15 protein-coding genes and 2 tRNA genes are annotated in these 20,141 nt (G+C 62.9%); 8 read left to right on the forward strand and 9 right to left on the reverse strand.

The annotated features are described in order from the left end of the window. Nucleotides 1-239: 239 nt before the first annotated feature. A tRNA-Asp gene (locus AC0L3D_RS33285) sits at nt 240-316 on the reverse strand. 215 nt (nt 317-531) lie between these two features. Between AC0L3D_RS33285 and AC0L3D_RS33290 the strand changes: the two genes are divergently transcribed. The 7 genes from AC0L3D_RS33290 to AC0L3D_RS33320 all read left to right on the forward strand — a co-directional run bounded on the left by AC0L3D_RS33290 (nt 532) and on the right by AC0L3D_RS33320 (nt 7,774). Continuing rightward, a tRNA-Val gene (locus AC0L3D_RS33290) sits at nt 532-607 on the forward strand. Nucleotides 608-782: 175 nt separating this feature from the next. Further along, the gene (locus AC0L3D_RS33295) at nt 783-1,253 is read left to right on the forward strand and encodes a VOC family protein (protein WP_473647202.1); all 471 of its coding nucleotides are present in this window, start codon (nt 783-785) and stop codon (nt 1,251-1,253) included. A 319-nt stretch (nt 1,254-1,572) separates the two neighbouring features. Next, a complete protein-coding gene (gene asnB / locus AC0L3D_RS33300) occupies nt 1,573-3,510 on the forward strand; it encodes an asparagine synthase (glutamine-hydrolyzing) (RefSeq protein WP_473647204.1) in 1,938 nt (645 codons plus the stop codon). A 21-nt stretch (nt 3,511-3,531) separates the two neighbouring features. Next, complete coding sequence (locus AC0L3D_RS33305; RefSeq protein ID WP_473647205.1) at nt 3,532-3,789, forward strand: acyl carrier protein; 258 nt, start codon at nt 3,532-3,534, stop codon at nt 3,787-3,789. 23 nt (nt 3,790-3,812) lie between these two features. After that, on the forward strand, nt 3,813-5,354 hold the full coding sequence (locus tag AC0L3D_RS33310; protein ID WP_473647207.1) for a class I adenylate-forming enzyme family protein: 1,542 nt from the start codon (nt 3,813-3,815) through the stop codon (nt 5,352-5,354). After that, on the forward strand, nt 5,351-6,358 hold the full coding sequence (nadE, locus tag AC0L3D_RS33315) for an NAD(+) synthase (RefSeq protein ID WP_473647208.1): 1,008 nt from the start codon (nt 5,351-5,353) through the stop codon (nt 6,356-6,358). The genes AC0L3D_RS33310 and nadE overlap by 4 nt, the downstream gene beginning before the upstream one ends. A 177-nt stretch (nt 6,359-6,535) precedes the next feature. Continuing rightward, nucleotides 6,536-7,774, forward strand: coding sequence for a flavin-containing monooxygenase (locus tag AC0L3D_RS33320; protein ID WP_473647217.1), 1,239 nt, complete (start codon nt 6,536-6,538; stop codon nt 7,772-7,774). Nucleotides 7,775-7,832: 58 nt separating this feature from the next. Here AC0L3D_RS33320 and AC0L3D_RS33325 read toward each other — a convergent pair whose 3' ends face one another. The 8 genes from AC0L3D_RS33325 to AC0L3D_RS33360 form a co-directional block, all read right to left on the reverse strand. Next, nucleotides 7,833-8,942, reverse strand: a complete 1,110-nt coding sequence (locus AC0L3D_RS33325; RefSeq protein WP_473647209.1) for a hypothetical protein — start codon at nt 8,940-8,942, stop codon at nt 7,833-7,835. Between the two features lie 264 nt (nt 8,943-9,206). Further along, entirely contained in the window at nt 9,207-9,992 is a 786-nt protein-coding gene (locus tag AC0L3D_RS33330; RefSeq protein WP_473647210.1) for an SDR family NAD(P)-dependent oxidoreductase, read from the reverse strand. Between the two features lie 13 nt (nt 9,993-10,005). Beyond that, nucleotides 10,006-11,001: an ABC transporter permease gene (locus tag AC0L3D_RS33335; RefSeq protein ID WP_473647211.1), complete on the reverse strand. Its 996-nt coding sequence runs from the start codon at nt 10,999-11,001 to the stop codon at nt 10,006-10,008. Nucleotides 11,002-11,133: 132 nt separating this feature from the next. Continuing rightward, complete coding sequence (locus AC0L3D_RS33340) at nt 11,134-12,174, reverse strand: sugar ABC transporter substrate-binding protein (protein ID WP_473647212.1); 1,041 nt, start codon at nt 12,172-12,174, stop codon at nt 11,134-11,136. A 39-nt stretch (nt 12,175-12,213) separates the two neighbouring features. Continuing rightward, on the reverse strand, nt 12,214-12,978 hold the full coding sequence (locus tag AC0L3D_RS33345) for an ATP-binding cassette domain-containing protein (RefSeq protein ID WP_287295945.1): 765 nt from the start codon (nt 12,976-12,978) through the stop codon (nt 12,214-12,216). A 38-nt stretch (nt 12,979-13,016) separates the two neighbouring features. Then, entirely contained in the window at nt 13,017-14,183 is a 1,167-nt protein-coding gene (locus AC0L3D_RS33350) for an ROK family transcriptional regulator (protein ID WP_473647213.1), read from the reverse strand. Between the two features lie 356 nt (nt 14,184-14,539). Next, nucleotides 14,540-15,844, reverse strand: a complete 1,305-nt coding sequence (locus tag AC0L3D_RS33355; RefSeq protein ID WP_473647214.1) for a peptidoglycan DD-metalloendopeptidase family protein — start codon at nt 15,842-15,844, stop codon at nt 14,540-14,542. A gap of 160 nt (nt 15,845-16,004) precedes the next feature. Then, the gene (locus AC0L3D_RS33360; protein WP_473647215.1) at nt 16,005-16,472 is read right to left on the reverse strand and encodes a peroxiredoxin; all 468 of its coding nucleotides are present in this window, start codon (nt 16,470-16,472) and stop codon (nt 16,005-16,007) included. Nucleotides 16,473-16,567: 95 nt separating this feature from the next. On the opposite strand from AC0L3D_RS33360, the gene AC0L3D_RS33365 reads away from it, so the two are divergent. Continuing rightward, nucleotides 16,568-19,942, forward strand: a complete 3,375-nt coding sequence (locus AC0L3D_RS33365; protein ID WP_473647216.1) for a hypothetical protein — start codon at nt 16,568-16,570, stop codon at nt 19,940-19,942. The last annotated feature ends 199 nt before the right edge of the window (nt 19,943-20,141 follow it).

The raw sequence follows: 20,141 nt of genomic DNA on the forward strand, positions 1-20,141 counted from the left end.
TGCGCTCACACCTTCCTGTCCGCTATCGCTTTCGCCGCCACATTCATCTTCTGGATCAATGAGTCCTGACCCTAGCTCAGAGCGTCGATCCGCAAGCGGTGATGAGCCAGATCGAACAGGTTTCTGAAAATCAGGCCAAGCGCTGAAATTTATCGGGCGCCAAGGTCGACCCGAATATCTGAATTGCCGGTCCGGCATTCAGAGTTTTTTACATTTCCAATCAGCTAAGTGATTGAAAATGGCGCGAGTGACGGGGCTCGAACCCGCGACCTCCGGCGTGACAGGCCGGCACTCTAACCAACTGAGCTACACCCGCGCAAGACGAGCACGGTCAGCCGTGTTCGTCGTTGGGGCGGTGGATAAGGCGTAAGCCACCGGGTGTCAAGCGGAGCGCGACAGCATAACAGCAAACAGCAGAAGGTTTTTTGACGAGCCGGATTTTGCCGCCGAAAACGACCAGCGGCGAGGCCGTCGTGCGCTCATTTGGCCTTGCGAACCCCGTCCTAACTGCTTAAAGGTCCGCCCCGGAGCGGGCGATTAGCTCAGTTGGTAGAGCGCTTCGTTTACACCGAAGATGTCGGCGGTTCGAGCCCGTCATCGCCCACCATGTTTTCTCAAGGGTTTGAGGTTTTCCGGTTCAGCAGCCGCCACGAAACCCGTATCGAACAGCCTTTGCGGACCGAATCGGCCCGTTCGCGTTCAGTGATGTACCGCGGCCCCAGGTCGCCCAGTTCAATGCGAAATGGTATGCTCGTCACATTATCGGCAAGGGAGGGTTCGGGATGCCTGTAACCGTTGGTGCGCACCATCTGACGCTGTTCACACACGACATGGACCGTTTCATTCGCTTCTATGGAGAAATCTTCGACGCGGAAACGAAGTTCGACCTGTCCGAGCCCGGTCCCGGTGGCGGCACTCTTCGTCACTCACTTATCGACGTTGGAGGTGGCTTTGCCCTTCATCCGTTCCAAATGCCGGAACCAACGGGGTATGAAGATGGGTCGATGCAGATGGGCAAGAGAGGTCACATAGATCATCTCGCGCTGAAGGTAGACGATGAAGAGCGCTTGCAGGAAGTCAGGCGACGTCTAGTGAAGGCTGGCGCTTCGGATGGGACCGTTACAGATTTCGGCGCTGTCCGTCTAGTGACCTTCAAGGACCCGGATGGAATGGAGGGCGAGGTCGCACGGTGGACCGATAGCAAACGTGTGCTCGGCTTTAAAGAACGCAAGCAGGAGCTTTGGCTAGACTGATCGCGAAGGCCGCATTGGGCTGCCTCACACCTGTTCTCCAGTCATCGGCCTTTACTGTGCTATCAGCTACCTCCGATGAGGACTGGAGTCGCTGCGCGAGTCGGTCAAGCGGGGCAACGCTATCGCGCCGCCGTTGCTCGAACAAAAATTGCGTTTAGCGTTGAAATATACTTCTCAATCCGGGAAGAGATAATAGAACAAAAAAGTACCTTATCTTTTAATTGTTGTTAACCATGCGGTTAGCCGAAATTATCCGGTTAACGCTTGAGCCAGCTATCGAGCTTATGTTCCGTATCTCACCGATATATGAGTCATGGCAATGTGCGGATTCGGGGGTTATTTCGGTTCGATCCGGGATGCGGAAGCTTTGCTTGCGCGGATGATCGCTGCGATCGCCCATCGCGGGCCGGATGAACAAGGGAAATTTATGACAGCCGACGCCGGGCTCGGCCATGCGCGGCTGTCGGTGATCGGCATCGGTGATGGCCAGCAGCCGATGTCCGACGTGTCAGGCAATTTGACGATTGCGTTCAACGGCGAGATTTTCAACTACCTGGAACTACGCGAAGGGCTGATCGCCAAGGGCCGGCGCTTCCGTACGTCGAGCGACACCGAGGTCATCCTGCACCTGTATGACGAGATGGGCGAAGACTGCCTGTCGCTTCTGAACGGCGATTTCGCCTTCGCGATATGGGATAACAGGCGTCGGCGCATGGTGCTTGCCCGAGACCGGATGGGTGTCCGGCCGCTGTTCTACACGAACAGGGACGGCGTGCTGTACTTCGCGTCGGAGATCAAGGCGCTGCTGAAGGTCCCCGGCGTCTCGGCCGAGATCGATCCGATCGCACTCGACCAGGTCTTTACGCTGTGGGCGCCGATTGCTCCCCGCACGGCTTTCCGCAATATCCACGAGCTGGAGCCGGCAAGCGTGATGATCGCGACACCGGAGCAAGTCACGATCAAGCGCTATTGGCGCCTCGACTATCCGCATCGGGACGCGCCGTCGAAGCTCACCAACGAGGACGATGCGGCCGAGGAACTGCAGGCGCTGTTGAGCGATGCGGTGAGGCTTCGCATGCGCGCCGACGTGCCGGTCGGTTCGTATCTTTCGGGCGGGCTCGATTCATCCCTGGTCTCGGCGCTTGCCGCCGGCATGACCCCTCTCCAGCTGCAGACATTTTCGGTGACGTTCGACAGCGCCGAGCACGACGAAAGCGCCTTCCAGATCGAGATGGCGTCAGCAATTGGCTCCCGGCATCGAACCATTGCCTGCCAGGCCGGCGATATCGCCGGCGTCTTCCCCGAAGTCATCCGCTTTGCCGAGCGGCCGATCATCCGCACCGCCCCAGCCCCGCTCTACCAGTTGTCCGGCCTCGTTCGCGAGGCTGGCCTGAAAGTGGTGCTGACCGGCGAGGGCGCCGACGAGGTTTTTGCCGGCTACGATATCTTTAGAGAAGCGCGTGTGCGTCGGTTCTGCGCACGGCAGCCGGCATCGCGCATCAGGCCGCAGCTGTTCCGCAGGCTTTATCCCTATCTGCCGGGTCTGCAACAGCAGTCCGTGGAGTATTTGGCGGCGTTCTTCGGCGCCGGCAACGCTGCGCTCGACGATCCGCTGTTCTCGCATCGGCCGCGCTTCAAGACCACGGCGGCGGCGAAGATTTTCTTTTCCGGTGACCTGCGCGCGACGTTGAAGGGCTATGATGCGGCCGAGGAACTGGTCAGCCGGTTGCCCCAGGCTTTTTCCCTGTGGCACCCGCTGCATCAGGCGCAATATCTCGAAAGCCGCTTCCTCCTGCCGGGTTACATCCTCTCCAGCCAAGGCGATCGGATGGCCATGGCGCATGGTATCGAAGGGCGGTTTCCCTACCTCGACCATCGCCTGGTGGAATTTGCCGCAAGACTTCCGCCTGAAATGAAGCTGAAGGGACTGGTCGAAAAGCACATATTGCGCAAAGCGGCGGGGCATCTGCTTCCCAACGCGATCCGGGAGCGTGCCAAGCAGCCCTACCGGGCTCCGGAAGCCCGCTCCTTCGTTGGAGCCGGCGAACTGGACTATGTCAGCGATCTGCTGAGTGAAGCGAGCATCGCTGCCGGCGGACTGTTCAACGCCAAGGCAGTGGCCAGCCTTCATGAGAAATGCCGCACGCAGCAATCGTCAGGGTTTCGCGACAACGCTGCCTTCGTCGGCATTTTGTCGACGCAACTGTGGCAGAAGAATTTCACCGGCCAAGAGGCTGGTGCAGCAAGAGCAGCCTGAGCAAATCCAGGGAAGGAAAAAATGATGATAACAATCAAGGACAAGGTCAGAGCCTTCATCGTCGACAATTTCCTGTTCGGCGACACGTCGCACGAACTTGCAGATACAGCCTCGCTGATCGAGAACGACATCATCGACTCGACCGCCGTGGTCGAACTCGTGGCGTTCATCGAGGATACCTTCGGTATTGCGATGGTCGATACCGACATCGTGCCGGCCAACCTGGATTCGATTGAGCGTATTTCGTCCTTCATCAAGGCGAAAGCGCCGGCAGTCTAGGCCCGATCGGCGAGGAGCGTTCCGTGCGGATCGAACATTTTCTGGCCGCGAATGCCGCTGCCCAACCTGCCAAGACGGCATTAATCACCGGGCAGAAAAGGCTGCGCTACGAAGAACTGGGCGATCTCTCGAGCCGCCTTGCCGCTGCGCTTTTCGCGAACGGCGTCAGGCGCGATGACCGGGTCGTCGTTTTCATGGACAATTGCTGGGAGGCCGCGGTTTCGATTTACGCCGTCCTCAAGGCAGGGGCGACCTTCATCCCGGTCAACCCATCGACCAAGGCCGACAAGCTTGCCTACATCCTTGCCGATTGCGACGCTGCCGCGATCCTCACCCAGGCAAAACTGATGCCCGTGGTCGCCGAGGCCTGCGGCGGCAACACCGGCATCTTCGTGGCTTCGACCGTCGGTGCCGATGGCCAAAGCCCGGTGGGGGCTGCATCCCTGGCCGACTGCCTGACGCTCGCAGCCGGGGAGATCGACCACCGTGGCATCGACGTCGATCTGGCGATGCTGATCTACACGTCGGGCTCGACCGGCCGGCCCAAGGGCGTGATGATGACGCACCGCAATTGCGACGCGGCCTCGGACTCCATCACCACCTATCTGCGCAACACGTCCGACGACATCATTTTGAATGTGCTTCCACTCGCCTTCGACTATGGCCTTTATCAGTTGCTGATGGCCGTCAGGCTCGGCGCCACGCTCGTGCTCGAAAAATCCTTCGCCTTTCCTCAGGCGATCTTTGAGCGTATCCGCGAGGAGAGCGTCACCGGTCTTCCGCTGGTGCCGACGATGGCAGCGATGATCCTGCAGATGCGTGACCTGGAACCGGGCTTCCTGCCCAGCGTTCGCTATATTTCCAACACGGCGGCGGCCTTGCCGCCGGCCCATATCGAACGTCTGCGCTGCCTTTTTCCCGATGTCAGGCTGTATTCGATGTATGGCCAGACGGAATGCAAGCGCTGCACCTATCTGCCGCCCGAGGAGCTCGACCACCGGCCGAGTTCGGTCGGCATAGCCATTCCGAACACCGAAGCCTTTGTCGTCGACGACAACGGGCAACGCGTGCCGCCAGGTGTGGCGGGTGAGCTGGTCATTCGCGGACCGCACGTCATGCAGGGGTATTGGCGCAACGAAGCTGCGACCGAACGAGCGCTGCGACCGGGCCCGAACCGTTGGGAGAAGGTTCTCTACACCGGCGACCTGTTCAGGACCGATGAGGACGGCTTTCTCTATTTCGTCGGCCGCAAGGACGACATCATAAAGACGCGGGGAGAGAAGGTGGCGCCGAAGGAAGTGGAAGCCGTGCTTCACGCCCATCCCGGCATCACGGAGGCCGTTGTCGTCGGCGTGCCGGATCCGCTGCTCGGTCATGCGATCGGTGCGCTCGTCATACGCTCGGACCCGAAGCTCAGCGAAAAGGATGTCATGCGCCACTGCGCCCGTCACCTCGAGGACTTCATGGTCCCCAAAATCATCGAATTCCCCTTGGAATTGCCAAAAACGGATACGGGCAAGGTCAGCCGCCGGCTTGCGGCAGAGATGATGGAGGCCGCGCAATGAGCGTTCGCCCCGGAGATGACGCGCCGACCGTTCTGGCGCAGGCTCTGGCGATCGACCCCGGCGCCGAAACGGACAGGATCGTGACCGCCTTGCGCAACCAGTTGCGCGGCATTCGCAAGCGCGGCCTGGTGCTCGGTCTTTCCGGCGGGATCGATTCCAGCGTTTCGGTCGCGTTGGCGGCGCGAGCCGTCGGGCCACAGAATGTACTGTGCCTCTTCATGCCGGAAAACGATTCCGATCCGGAAAGTCTGCGGCTCGGCCGCCTTGTCGCCGGCACTTTCGGTGTCGAGGCCATTGTGGAGGATATCGGGCCGACCTTGCGCGCCATGGGCTGCTATCAGCGTCGCGACGCCTTCATCCGCGAACTGGTCCCGGACTACGGCGAAGGCTGGGCCTCGAAGATCGTGATTGCGAACGCCCTCGAGCATGAGGGCTACAATATTTCGTCGCTGGTGGTGCAGGATCCCAAGGGGAAGCAGACCAAAATAAGAATGCCGCTGCCGGTCTATCTCGGCATCGTCGCCGCCACCAACATGAAACAGCGCACCCGCAAGCAGATCGAATATTTTCATGCTGACCGGCTAAACTTCGCCGTTCTAGGAACGCCCAACCGGCTGGAATACGATCAGGGCTTCTTCGTCAAGAACGGTGACGGCGCGGCGGACGTCAAGCCGATCGCGCACCTCTATAAAACGCAGGTCTATGCGCTCGCGGCCTATCTCGGCGTGCCCGAGGAAATCCGCAATCGGCCGCCGACCACCGATACCTACTCGCTGGCGCAGACGCAGGAGGAGTTCTACTTCTCGCTTCCCTATGACCGCATGGATCTTTGCCTTTGCGGCCTCAACAACGGCGTGGCGGCCGAAGTGGTGGGGCAGGCGGCGGGACTGGACGCCTCGCAGGTGGAACGCGTCTGGGCCGACATCGCCGCCAAACGCAAGGCAACGCGCTACCTGCACCTGCGCCCGCAACTCGTTGATGAGGTCGAGGAAGTCGATACCTGACCTGCTTCTCCAACCTGGCCACGGCGAGCGCTTCAGGGTGACCGATGTTCCGCCTGTCCGTCTTGAATGCGCTCGGCCAGCCGGACGGAAATCGGCGGTGCTGGACTAGTTGCCGTGGACAAGGCTTAATGCTGCGCGGCGAGATTGCCGGGGGCGATTATGAGATCACCGCAGCAAATGACCGATGGCGGCGATGTTCTCGATGCTGTCGTCATCGGGGCCGGCTGGGCCGGCCTGGGTGTTAGCTGTTGGCTGGCGCGACGGGGGCTGCGCCACAGCGTATTGGAGCGGGGCCGCATAGGAGAGACCTGGCGCACACAGCGATGGGACTTATTTCGGATGAATACTCCCAACGTGCAGACCGTCATGCCGGGCGATTGCTATGACGGTCCGGATCCGGATGGTGCCCTGACGCGCGATCAGTTCGTCTCTCTCCTTGAGGATTTCGCCGGGCGCAACGCGCTGCCGATCGAACCGGATACTGCGGTAAGCGAACTCACGCACGAGAATGGCGCCTATCGGCTGACCACCTCACACGGCACGCGTTGGGCGCGCAATGTGATCGTCGCAAGCGGCAGCCTGAATTGTCCGGTGCGCCCGGTCTGGGCCGCCGCGCTGTCGCCCGCGCTCCGCCAGATCGACGCTTCCGGCTACCGCAGCGCTGCCGATCTGCCCGATGGAGCGGTGCTGGTGGTCGGAAGCGGCCAATCGGGTGCCCAGATCGCGGAGGAGTTGGCGGATGAGGGCCGAACGGTCTTCCTTGCGACCAGTCGTGTCGGACGGCTTCCACGGCGCTACCGGGGTCGCGACATCATGGTCTGGCTGCTCGAAAGCGGGTTTCTCGACGTGCGCCGGGAGGAGGTCATTCGACTTGCGGGACGCATTCCGCCGCGTGGTGTGCTCGGGTCGGTGCGCACGATAAGCCTTCAGGCGCTCAGCGCCCAGGGTGTCGTGCTGCTTGGGCGTCTCATCGGCATCGAGTATGGCGGCAGCCTCTCGTTTGCCGACGATCTCGAAGCGAATGCCCGCTTTGCGGATGAAGCCTCCGAAAATGTCAGACGCCATGTCGACGACTATATCAGCCGCATGGGGATCGATGCACCCGTTGCGGAGCCCGACCCGGCGGAGACGGTCGCGATGCGTCAGCCGAACCCGACGGTCGGTTCGCTCGATCTCTCCCGCTCCGGCGTAACGAGCGTGGTGTGGTGCACGGGCTTTAAGGGCGATTTCAGTTGGATGAGGCTTCCCGGTGCGCTCGACAGCGCGGGACAGCCTGTTCATGCGGATGGCGTGGCCGCCCTGCCGGGACTTTACTTCGCAGGGCTGGACTTCGCCTCCACACGCAAGTCAGGCACCATCCTGGCGATCGCCGAGGAAGCACCTCGCCTTGTCGAACATATCGCAGGGCATTCATGACCGCCTGGCATAGTCAAGAAACTCCTGACAGCTGAGCGAAGGCAAAGGCCTGAACGCTTCAGGTGAAGTGACCCAGCCGGCTCCACTGCTCGCCCGCAAGCCCATTCAGGAAAGCTTGCGAGTTCTTCATGGCGTTCAAAAGCTCTGGATCGCGTGAATGCACCACGGTCGAGGCAACGGTCAGGAAAGCGATGCGTCGCCCCAGCATTGCTTCCAGAAGTGCGGGTTGAATGCGTCCGCGCAGGCCGCTGACGCCGCGTACGGCGGCATCATCGATCAGGCAGTCGATGACCGAACCCGCCTGGCCGGGGAGGGCGAGGATCTGCAGCACCCGACCGATTCCACCTGCCCGTGCGTGATAGGCGAATGCGCCGACATTGGTGCCGACCGGCGATGCCACGGAAACATAGACAAGCTCGCCCAGCTCCGGTTTTTGTGCCGCATCGGTCAGCATATGATGGATCTGGCCTGCCGCCCAGTTCGGGCGCAGGGCGAACTGGGCGGTCAATGGTTCGACGAGCCTGGCAAATGCGTCGCCGTCGATTTGCGATGTCCGAAAGGCTCCATGGCCTGCCCCGTCTGCCGCCACGCCGGACCAGCGTCGTTCGCTGGACTTCATTCGCCTGCAATAAAACCGGTCGAGGGTATTGGCAAACGGACTGAGCATTCGGGCAAGCTTCATGCGACTGGCGGAAAGGCCGAGCACAAAGCTCGCCGGCCGCATCACGCGCACCCAGTCGAGACTGTATTGCGGCAGGACAACGCCGCGCAGCCGGGTCCACAATTTTGTGGAAATGTCGTTGGCGGTCTCGCTGAACGAGATATCCTGCGGACCATCCAGATAAGCCTTCAACAAGCGGGCGCCGGCCATCGGGTCGCGCTCATGATCCTCGACCATGAGCGAACTGCAGATGGCGGCGCGTAATTGCCTGCCGTTGAACTGCATCGGCAACACGTGAACGCCGACGAACCCGGAGACGCGGCCGGCGTCGTTGACATGGACAAGCGACCGGAGATCGCCTCCGCAACCCGGCGCCTCCAGATAAAACCGTCTCATATAGTCGATGAGCGCGGCCGGCGCTTCGGTCCGCTCCTTGCGCAGCACGCGTTGAAACATGCCTGCGACTGCCGGAAGATCGGCACCTTCCAAGGCGCGAATGACGCTCAAGCCCGGCTCCCGGCACCAGAGTCCCCGCGTTTCCAGACCATGGCAAGGCCTGGCTCCCTATCGGCCGTTCCGGCGAACGGCAGCTGTCCGCAGCTGCGCAATCTACAGTTGCACTCGCTCCGGTGGTGGTCGAAAGGAGAGTTGTAACGCAGCGGCAAGGCAGGCCCTTTGCTTGATCATGAAAACCAGCGTAGCTGCTGTTACCAGCTTCGGGTAAACCGATGTTGAAGTATTGGGCGGCGAATCGAGTTTATCGGGCGCGGATCATGGCGGAAGCAGCCGGAAATCCTTGCCTTCGGGCAGCAGCTGCCCGCCATCGACGATGATGGTCGTGCCGGTGATGTAGCTGGCGTCGTCCGAAGCCAGGAACAGGAAGGCATTGGCCACGTCGCGCGGGCTGCCGAGGCGGCCGAGCGGTATGGAGTCCTCCATGTTCTTGATATAGGCGGCGCCGCGATGCAGCTGGATTGCTTCGGTGAGGATATTGCCGGGCTCGACGCCGTTGACGGTGATGCCATAGCCCGAGAATTCGAGAGCGGCCGAACGGATCAGGCCGTTGATGCCGGCCTTGGTCGCCGAATAGTGGCCGTGACCGGGGCTGGTGACGTGCGGACCGGTGATCGAGGAGGTGAACAGCATGCGGCCAAAGTGCTGCGCCTTCATCGGAACGAGCGCCGCACGGGCGGCATTGAAGCTGCCGCGCAAATTGACCGCCATGACACGGTCCCAGTCCTCCGGGCTGGTGTTTTCCAGCAATTGCCAGGGATAGATGCCGGCATTCTGGACCATGATGTCGAGACGGCCGTGATGGTCGAGCGCCAGTGCAACGGCGGCTTCGGCATCGGCCATCTGCGAGATGTCGGTGTGGATGAAGGCGGCGCCGACTTCGTCCGCGGCCGCTTGCCCGGCCTCGACCTCGGTATCGGCCAGCACCAGCTTGGCGCCCTCTTCGGCAAAGCGCTGTGCGATGCCCTTGCCGATGCCGCGGGCACTGCCGACGATCAGCGCGACCTTGTCCGAAAGTCTTCCGATCTGTGGACGCCCGGTCATGCCAGCCCCCCTCTCATGCCAGTCTTTGGCGGATGGTTTGCTTGAACGCGTCGAGCAGCACGGCGGCAAGCACCAGCAGGCCATGGATCACCTGGGTGAAGTTGGCCGGCAGGCCCATGAGGTTGATCGCCGTGTTGATGGCCGACAGCAACAGCACGCCGGCATAGACGCCGGGCAGGGTGCCGACGCCACCCTTCAGGCTGACGCCGCCGATGACGACGGCGGCGAAGGCGTTGAACAGCAGGCCGACGCCGAGATTGGCGGTGGCGCCGGAGGTGCGGATCGCCAGCAGCCAGCCGGCAAGGCCGGCGATGGCGCCGGCGAGAACGAAGGCAATGACGAGGTTGCGGTTGACGCGGATGCCGGCGCGGAAGGTTGCGGTCTCGTTGCCGCCGATCATGATCAAGTGCCTGCCGAAGGGGCTCTTGGCCATGATCAGCGAGAAGACCACGAAACACGCAATCGCGATCCAGGCGGTGAGCGGCAGGCCAAGCAGGCGCTGAATGCCGAACCAGCGGATTGCCGGCGCAAGGTCTTGTGCCGAGCGGCCGCCGGAAATGACCAGCACGAGGCCGCGCACCCAGATGTAGGACGCCAGCGTGATGATGAAGGCACTCATCTTCACCTTGACGACCAGGTAGCCGTTGATGGCGCCGATGATGCTGCCGACAGCAAGGGCGATCAGCAGCGAAACCGGAACCATCAGCCATTCCGGGTGCAATTGAACGCCAAGGCCGATACCTGCCGAGCAGAACAGGATGCCGACCGCCATGGCACTGAGCGCCGCCACGGATTCGACCGACAGGTCCATGTGACCGGTGATGATGACCAGCGCCAGGCCGATCGACATGACGCCAAGCACGCTCGACGCCTCGATGATGTTGGCGAAGATGCCGAGCTGGAAATAGTTCGGAATGGAGATGGAGAAGACCACCAGCACGAAGACCAGCATGAACCAGACGAGGTTGTCGAGGGCGAACTCGAGGGCGTGGCGCGTGCGGGGATTCATCTGCTGATCCGGCTGGCGCATCGATTCTCGGAAAGGATCATGCGCGGATTGAAAATTGCTGCAGCTTGCCATGCGCGTCCGTTCGAACGCGCAGCTCCGGGCCAGCGCGGCCCGGAGCCCTGGGCGACTTTGCTATTCGACCGGCCTCACGGTGCCCGAGGGCGGCTTCATGTTGCCCCAGAAGGCCGGGTTGTCGACGTTTTCCTTGGTGATCGCAGCGCCGGGGATCTTGATGTTCGGTCCCCAGGCTTCAATCGTCACGGCCGACTTCAGGCCGAGCACGTCGTACTCGCCCGGCTTGATCTCCTGCTTGTTGACGATCTTGTCCATGAACATGGCGACGGCGGCGGCCTGAGCGTAGAGCGGCTGCTCGACTTCGACGTTGAGCCAGCCTTTGCGGATCAGGTCGAGGCCGACCGGCGCACCGTTCGAGCTCATCAGCATGACGTCGCCCGGCTTCTTGCCGGCGGCCTCGAGCGAGGCGACGGCGGCGACCGAGAGATGGGCGGCGTGGCTGAAGATCAGATCGATATCAGGGTTGGCGAGCATCTGGTCGTTGACGATGGTCCCGGCTGCATCCGCCGCCCATTGCATGGCCGGAACCGAGATGATCTTGACGTCCGGGAACGCCTTCATCTTCTCCTCGAAACCCTTCTGGATATCGAGCGTGTAGGGGTCGCCAGGATCGCCAAGCACCTGGAGGATCTTGCCTTTCACCGATCCGTGCTTCGCCTTCAAGAGTTTTTCGGCCTGGTCGGCGGCAATCTGGCCGATCTCGACCGTTCCAGCCACCGAGGTGAAGTCGGATGGCGTCGAGGTGATCTGGCGATCGAACTCGACAACCGGGATGCCGGCGGCGCGGGCGGCCTCGATCGACGGCTTCAACGCATTGAAATCGACGGCGGCGAGAATGATCGCCGACGGCTTGAGCGCAATGACGTCGTTCATCTGCGATTGCTGAGCGTCGGTCTTGTTATCGGCGTTCAGCGTCTTCATCTCGTAGCCGACCTGCTTCAGGAACATCTCCAGGGCACTCACCGAGCCGGTCTGGAATTCATCGAGCAATGTCGGCACCAGATAGTAGACGGTGCCCTTGGACTGGGCGAATGCCGGCGTGAGCGTGGCAAAGGCCAGTGCCAGGATACCGAAGACGGAAAGAAGTATTTTCTTCATGTCGTTCGCTCCTCTTGCGCCGGACCCCTCATTTGTCCCTCAGCCTGCCGGTCCGGCACCGGCGAGCGTCTCTCCGGTGATCATGTCGATCACCGCGTCGGGACTTGTCTTGTTGCGCGCGACATCGCCGGCCACGACGCCTTGCCGGATCACCACGATCCGGTCGGCGACCTGGAAGGCCTGTTGCATGATATGGGTGATGATGACGACGCCGATGCCTTGCCTCGCCACCTGGCGGATCATGTCGAGGCCGCGCCGCGTCTGTTCGACGCCGAGTGCTGCGAACGGCTCGTCGAGAAGCACGAGCTTGCCGCCAAAATGCACGAACCGGTTGAGCTCGATGGCCTGCCGCTGGCCGCCCGAGAGATGCTCGACATTGGTCCTGAGCGAAGGGATGCGGGTGCCGGCGCTGGCCAAAGCCTTTTCGACCACCTGCTCCATGGCGGGTTCGTCAAGCACCGGAACGCCAAGAAATTTCCTGGTGATCTCGCGGCCCATGAAGAAATTGGCCACTACGTCGACATTGGTGCAAAGCGACAGGTCCTGGTAGACGGTCTCGATCCCAGCCGCCTTGGCCTCGGCGGGAGATTTGGCGAGAAATTCCTTGCCCTCGAACAGCATGCGGCCGGAGGTCGGCTCCAGGCCGCCGGCGATGATCTTGACCAGCGTCGATTTGCCGGCGCCATTGTCGCCCAGAAGCGCCACCACCTCACCCTTGCCGATCGAGAAGCTGATGCCCTTGAGCGCTTCGATCGCGCCAAAATTCTTGGTGACGTTGTCGAGCACCAGCAGGGGTTCGCTCATGCCAGGCTGAGCTCCGCTCATGCCAGGCTGAGTTCCGCTCATGCCGCGATCCCCTTGCCTTGCAGTATATCTCGCCCGCGTTCGCGCTCGGCGGTGAATATCTGGCCGAAGCGCGGCGAAAGCACACCTGAGACGGCAAGTGCGGCGGCCCCGCGCAGCACCGCATGCTGGCCGCCGCGTGCGACAGTGACACGCGGCGCCGTGCGGTCGTTTCGCGCCGAGATCGAGTTGGCAAGCTTGGCAACCGAACCGGCCAGCCGTTCAAGCAGATCGGTGGACGCCAGTCCGCCGAGGATGATGGTTTCGGGATCGAACAGGTTCTCGACGATGGTGATGGCGTTGCGGAAGATCGGCCCGACTTCATCAACCCAATCGGCGTCGCTGATGTTCCGGCGCCGCAGCGCCTCGAGCGAGAGGTATCGTTCGAGGCAGCCACGATTGCCGCAGGGGCATGGCTCGCCACCCGGCACGACAGGGATGTGTCCGATTTCGCCGGCATTTCCCCAGGCGCCGCGCAACGCGCTTCCGTCATGGACCATGACGCCGCCAAGACCGACACCGAAATAGAGATAGTAGTATTCGGAATACCCGATCCCGAGGCCATAGAGGCGCTCGCCCATTGCCGCGGCCGCCATGTCGGTCTCGAAAAACGCGGGCAGCCCGGTCGAGGCCTCCAGCCGTTCCCGAAGCGCCACGTCCTTCCAGCCGGTCATCGTCGTCGGGCCGACAAAGCTCATCGACTCCACGCCGAAAGGGCCGGGCAGCGCCATGCCGATGCCGAGAACGCGACCGCCCGGCCGCAGTCCGGTCAATTCAAGCACCATCGCGCCGATCAGATCGAAGGCATGGTCGGGCGTAGCGTTGGGGGCCTCGCGGTAGGCGCTCTCGATCACGTCTCCGCTCAAATTGATCAGCGCCGCATTGATACCCAGCGGGGTGACGTGGATGCCGACGGCATAGCCGCCCTCCGGGTTGATCCGCAGGGTCGCCGGAGGCAGCCCACGCCCCCGCGGCTCTTCGCGCATCGATAGAACGTAGCCGTGCTCTTCCAGCTCGCGAACGATGGTCGAGACCGTTTGAACGGTGAGCCCGACCCGCTTGGCAATGTCGCCGCGGGCGATCGGACCGTGAAGGCGGATGGACTCAAGGACGATACGCCTGTTGTAAGGCCGCCCAAACTCCTGATTGGTCCCCCGCAGTGCCATGTCTTGCATCCCTGGGAGACAAGAGGGTGGCACCGAATATTTATTCAGTCAAATGGAATTCAAAAAGAATTCCGATCCGGCTATGTCGCGTTCTTTCGCGCCCCCTCTGTCCTGCCGGACATCTCCCCCACAAGGGGGAGATTGGCAGCTTCGCCGGTGGCGCTCCTCTTGCGTTGGAGATTGGCGAAAGCCGCCGTGAGCACGATCTCCCCCCAAGTGGGGCCAAGTGGGGCCAAGTGGGGGGAGATGTCCGGCAGGACAGAGGGGGGCGCTGTCCCGCCAGCATCAAAAAGGTCCCGCACCGACGCTCGCAGCCGAAAAAGCCTCCGACGTGTCAGAGGCACCCCTGCCGGAGACTAAAGATACCGCGCGACCTTCTTGCCGACCCTTAGGAAGCGCAGCGGGTCGATGGCCTCGCCATTGTGGCGGATTTCGTAATGCAGATGCGGGCCGGTCGAGCGGCCGCTGCTGCCGGTCTTGCCGATGACGTCGCCGGCATTGAGCCTCTTGCCGACGGTCACGTCGATTTTGCTGAGATGCCCATAGCGCGTCGCAAAGCCATTGCCATGATCGACCTCGACCATGCGGCCGTAGCCGCCGTTCCAGCCGGCCTTGACGACGACGCCGGGCGCCGTGACCTTGGCGGGCATTCCGGTCGGCGCCCTGAAATCCATCCCCGAATGCAGCGCGGCGGTGCCGAGGAGCGGATCGGTGCGCACGCCGAACGGGCTGGTGACCGAGCGGCCGGGCGCGGGGTTGGCGAGCGGCAGCCGTCGCGCCTCCGTCTTCAGCCGGTCGAGCGCGTCCAGCGCCTCGTCGAGTTCCCTTACCTTGCTGTCGAAGGTCATCGAACTGTCGAGTGGTATCAGCGGACCGCCGGCATCGCTCTTGCCGAAATCGCCGTCGACCAGCAGGCCAGCCGCCTCGAGCGCCTGAGAAATCGCATCAACGTTTTTGTAGGCGTTGTCGGCAAGCGTGGCGATGCGGGTGATCTGCTGGCTCTCTATGGCCTTGAGCGCGGCGTTGATCGACACGAACAGCCTGTCGGCACGATCGGCCGCCGTGTCGCTCGGCAGCGGATCGGAGCGGGTCGCCCACAGCGAGAACGGCCTGGCATCGCCAGCGCCAAGGTTGGCGCCGAGGCTGGCAACCGCATAGGCCTGTAGCGGGGCGTCGATCACGTCGGCGCGTTTATCCGGGGCGCGTTTATCCGGCATGGCGGACGCGCCGCTGCCTGCGGCAGGCGGCGTTCCGACGTCGCTCTCGGCGCGTTCGAGGAGCGGGCCGAGGCGGCCATGGCGCAGGCTGAGCTGGGTCTGTCGTTCCAGCAACTCGCCAACTTTGGTTTCCATGAGCTGCTGGTCGAGCAACTGACGGCTGGTGATCCGGTCGACCTGGGCGCGCAGTGCGGAGATGCGGTCCTCATAGGCCTGCTGCATGCGCGCCTGCCGTGCCGTGGTCGCGCCGATCAGGTCCTCGCGCAGCACGAGATAGGAGGTCGCCAGCAGATAGCCTATCGCCATCGCCGCCAGCGCCGAGCCGCAAAATGCGGCAACCCATGGCCGTATGGTGAAATGCCTGATCTCGTTGCCCCGGGCGATAATGACCGTATGGGGCTCATTGCGCCTGCCAAAGACCGTTGACTGACTGGCTACGTTCACAGGACCAAGCTTTCGTTACGACACCAACGACAAGCCCGATTACACATCATTAAGGTTAACGGTCGGTTGCTGGCGCCCAGCTTGCAGCCCATGGGTTGCAAGCCGGATTGCTTCGGCGCCCCGTGCTTCAGACGGGTTCAGGCCACAGCCGAAATTGATGTCAAAGCGCGCGCACCGCCTCCAGCACCGCCTCGGCATGGCCTTTGACGCGAACGTTTCGCCAGATCCGGGCGATCCGTCCGTCGCTGCCGATCAGGAACGTTGCGCGCTCGACACCCATATAGCGGCGGCCATAGAGCTGCTTCTCGACCCACAGATGATAGGCTTCGATCACCTTGCGCTCCTCGTCGGCGACGAGGTCGACGGTCAGATCGTATTTCGACTTGAACTTGTCGTGTTTTCGGGCGCTGTCCGGCGACAGGCCGATCACCATCGCGCCGAGCTTTTCGAATTCCGGCTTCAACTGCGAAAACCCGATCGCCTCGTTGGTGCAGCCGGTGGTGTCGTCCTGCGGATAGAAGTAAAGCACGACCGGCTTTCCCCGCAATGACGCGAGGCTGAGCGACCCGCCGCCGTCGCGGGGAAGGTCGAACTGCGGCGCAAGGTCGCCGACGTCGAGATCAGCCATATCGATGCCCTTGTTTGTGGTTACGCGCGAAGCCTCATCGATATATTGTCGCACCGGGAGTCGTCCACGGTCGAGTTCGCTCAACGGAAAATTGTGTGGATCAGGAGCAGCCGCAGCACGAGAAGATCAGATTCAGGCGTGATGAAATCACCGACCTGGGGGCCTTCCCGTCCGCGTGCCGCATACCGCCGCTCGGCCAGGGCCGCGGCGTTGGTATTCTTGCGCGGCTGTTTGCCGGCCTTTTGGCCCTTGTGCTGCTGGCCACCGCCGCTGTCTATGCGATCGGCATGTCCGGCTTCGGCACCGAGCGGCTGCGGGCCGAGGCGGAAACGGCCATCGAGAAATTGGCCGGCGTCGACCTCGACGTCGCGGTCGGGCCGGCCCGTCTCACGCTCGACGGATCGAGCTTCATTGCGCTGCAGGTCAGCGACGTCAGCCTCAAGACCGCCGACGGCAAGCCGCTGGCCGATGCCGGGCGTGTCCGCTTCGGCGTAAGGCTGATACCGCTGCTTTCGGGCGAGGTGCGGCTTACCAGCGCCAGGATCTCCGACGCGCGCATCGTGATGTCGGCGCTGCCGTCGGGTGGCGACTGGACGGCGGCGCTACGCAATGATGACGGCCTCATCGATCCGGACAGGCTGGCCGGCACGGTCTTTGCCAGCATCGGTCACGCGCTCGATGCGGTGCGCGAGGAGCAGATGCGCCGGATCGAGCTGCGCAATGTCGACCTCGTTCAGCCCGAGGCCGGGTTGGTCAAACTGGTCAGGATCGCGGATGCTACCGTTGCGCAGTCGGGGCCGGGCGGCATGGAGTTTTCATCCGACGCGGCCGTCGACGGCAGGGCACTCACCATCGCCGCCTCAGCGAGCCGCGATACGACGACGCGGCGCGTGACGGCGTTGGATGCCAGCGTCGAGATAGCGCAGCTTGACCAGGCTGCGGCAGCGCCGGGCGGGACGCTTGGCGCGATTGCCTTGAAGCTGGCGGGATCGGAAGGATCCGGCGAGAACGCGTCGCGGCTGACGGCCTCGTTGTCGTTCGCCGGTGCCGTGCTCGATCTTGGCACGCGTGGCTCGCTTCCAGCAGACGTCGATCTCGCTGCGACGCTTGTCGCCGGCGCCAACAAGGTCCAGGTGGACCGGCTGCAAGTGAGGACCGGTCGCTCGACATTCGAGTTCGCCGGTTCGATCGGGCCGAAGCCGGCGACTGGAACAGCGGGCGAGGAGCCGTCCTATCGCTACGACCTGACCAGCGACGGCTCGACGCTGGCGCCTTCGGAATCCTCCGAACCTGCGCTCAATTTCATCGCCCGGGTGGCCGGCGTCTACCAGACCCGCAGCCGCAAGCTGGTGGCCGAGCAGATCGGGATCAGATCCGGGTCCGCCAGCGAGGCGCTGGGCACAGCTTCTGTCGAGTTCGCCAGGGGAAAGGTGCCGGGCATATCTGTAGCCTTCAACGTCCACGATATGCCCGTCTCGCATGTCAAGCAATTGTGGCCCTGGTTTTCGGCGCGAAACGCTCGCCTGTGGGTGCTGAAAAACCTGTTCGGCGGCCGCGTCGTCGACGCCAGCCTGCAGTTCCAGGTCGTGCCCGGGCGCCTTGGCAACGGGATCCCGCTTTCATCAGATGAGATATTCGGCCGGTTCCAGGTCGAAGGATCGCGCTTCGATACGGCCGGTCGCATTCCGCCGATACGCGATGCCGTCGGCGTCGTCGAATTCCACGGCAACGACGTCGACATCGCCTTGTCCTCGGGCAGCGTCTATATGGCCAGCGGCCGCACGGTGGCGGCAAGCAACGGCACGATGACGATCAAGGCGGCGAACCGCCCGCCGGTGATCGGCGCGCTCGATATCGACGTTGCCGGGGAGGCGTCCGCAATCGCCGAGCTCGCCTCCTACGAGCCGATCAATGCCATGCGCCATGTCGGCCTGCTGCCGGACGACCTGTCGGGCACGGTGACCGGCCACGTCAAGGCGGATATTCCGCTGCAGTCAGGCGTCGACAGCTCGAAACTCGATTGGCTGGTGACGCTCGATTACAAAGACCTGTCGCTGGGCAAGCCGTTCGAAGACCAGACGGTGACCGACGCGGATGGTTCGATCACGGTCGAACGCGAGAAGGCGGTGATATCAGCCAAGGCGCTGCTCAACGGCATTCCAGCCGAACTCGACCTGATCGAACCGCTCAGGGATGGCGGACCGCCACGCAGCCGAAAAGTGGCGCTGATGCTCGACGACAAGATACGTGCCGCCGCCATGCCTGGCCTGTCGGAGCTGCTTTCCGGAACCGTCAAGGTTGAGATCGACAAGAGCGGCACGGGCAACCAGACTGTTTCGGCGGACCTGACCAATGCGAGGCTGGACATTCCCTGGGCAGGCTGGAGCAAGGGCCCCGGCATTCCAGCCAATGTCACATTTGCCATGGCCAAATCCGGCGACACCACGACGCTGTCCGACTTCGACCTGAATGGAAAGACCTTTTCGATCGATGGCGGCGTTGTGCTGGTCAAAGGCGCCCTGTCTTCGGCGCGGTTCAGCAACGTCAAGCTGAACCGGGGAGACAACGTTGCCGTTTCGGTGAAACGATCGGGCAAGGGCTACGCGATCGACATCAGCGGCAGCGCGCTGGACGCGCGCTCGCTGATCAAGCAATTCACGTCCGATGTCGACACCGCCACCAAGGCCACGGGCTCCGACGCGATTTCGGTCAGCGCCGACGTCAATTCGCTGACCGGCTTCCACAACGAGACGCTGTCGAACCTGAAGCTCGACTACAGCGCCGCCGGCTCGAGGGTGAATGGGCTCAAGGTGAGCGCCACGGCAAGTTCGGGTGCTGCCATCAGCATCAGCAATACGACCGGCGCCGGCAAGCGCGCCCTCAACGTGCGGTCGGCCGACGCCGGCGCAATCCTGCGGTTCCTCAACATCTACGAGCATATGGAGGGCGGCTCGATCACCCTGGCGCTCGCCGGGGCAAGCGATGGGCCGATGAAGGGCCAGGTCGACTCGCATGATTTCTTCGTGGTCAACGAGCCGAAACTCGCCTCGCTTGTATCGACGACGCCGGCCGGCGACAGCCGCAGCCTCAACGAAGCCGTCAAAGCCAATATCGACACGTCGAGGGTGAAGTTCGAGCGCGGCTTTTCCGAGATCGAAAAGGGCGCCGGCTATCTGAAGCTGGCTAATGGCGTGCTGCGCGGCCCGCGCATCGGCACCACCTTCCAGGGCACGCTCTATGACCGGAACAACAACATGGACATGACCGGCACCTTCATGCCGGTCTACGGCATCAACCGCATCTTTGGCGAACTGCCGCTGTTCGGCGCGCTGCTCGGCAATGGCCGTGATCGCGGGCTGATCGGCGTGACTTACCGGCTCAGGGGCAATGCCAACAAGCCCAAACTGGACGTCAACCCGCTGTCGGTGATCGCGCCCGGAATTTTCAGGTCGATCTTCGAGTACCGGTAAGGTCAAACCCAATCGCTTAGAGACCGAGTCTTGACATGGCCGGACTCTGGCTCGCCCCGGCCGAATTCACGCCCATGACCCCTGGACGGAGCCGCGGGGCGCGCCCCGGCCCCCGGGCGGGGGGGGGGGGGGGGGGGGGGGGGGGGGTTTTTGGGGGGGGGGGGGGGTGGCGGTGGGGGGTGGCCGGCGGGGGGCGGGG

It is taken from the genome of Mesorhizobium sp. WSM4837, from assembly GCF_055811435.1.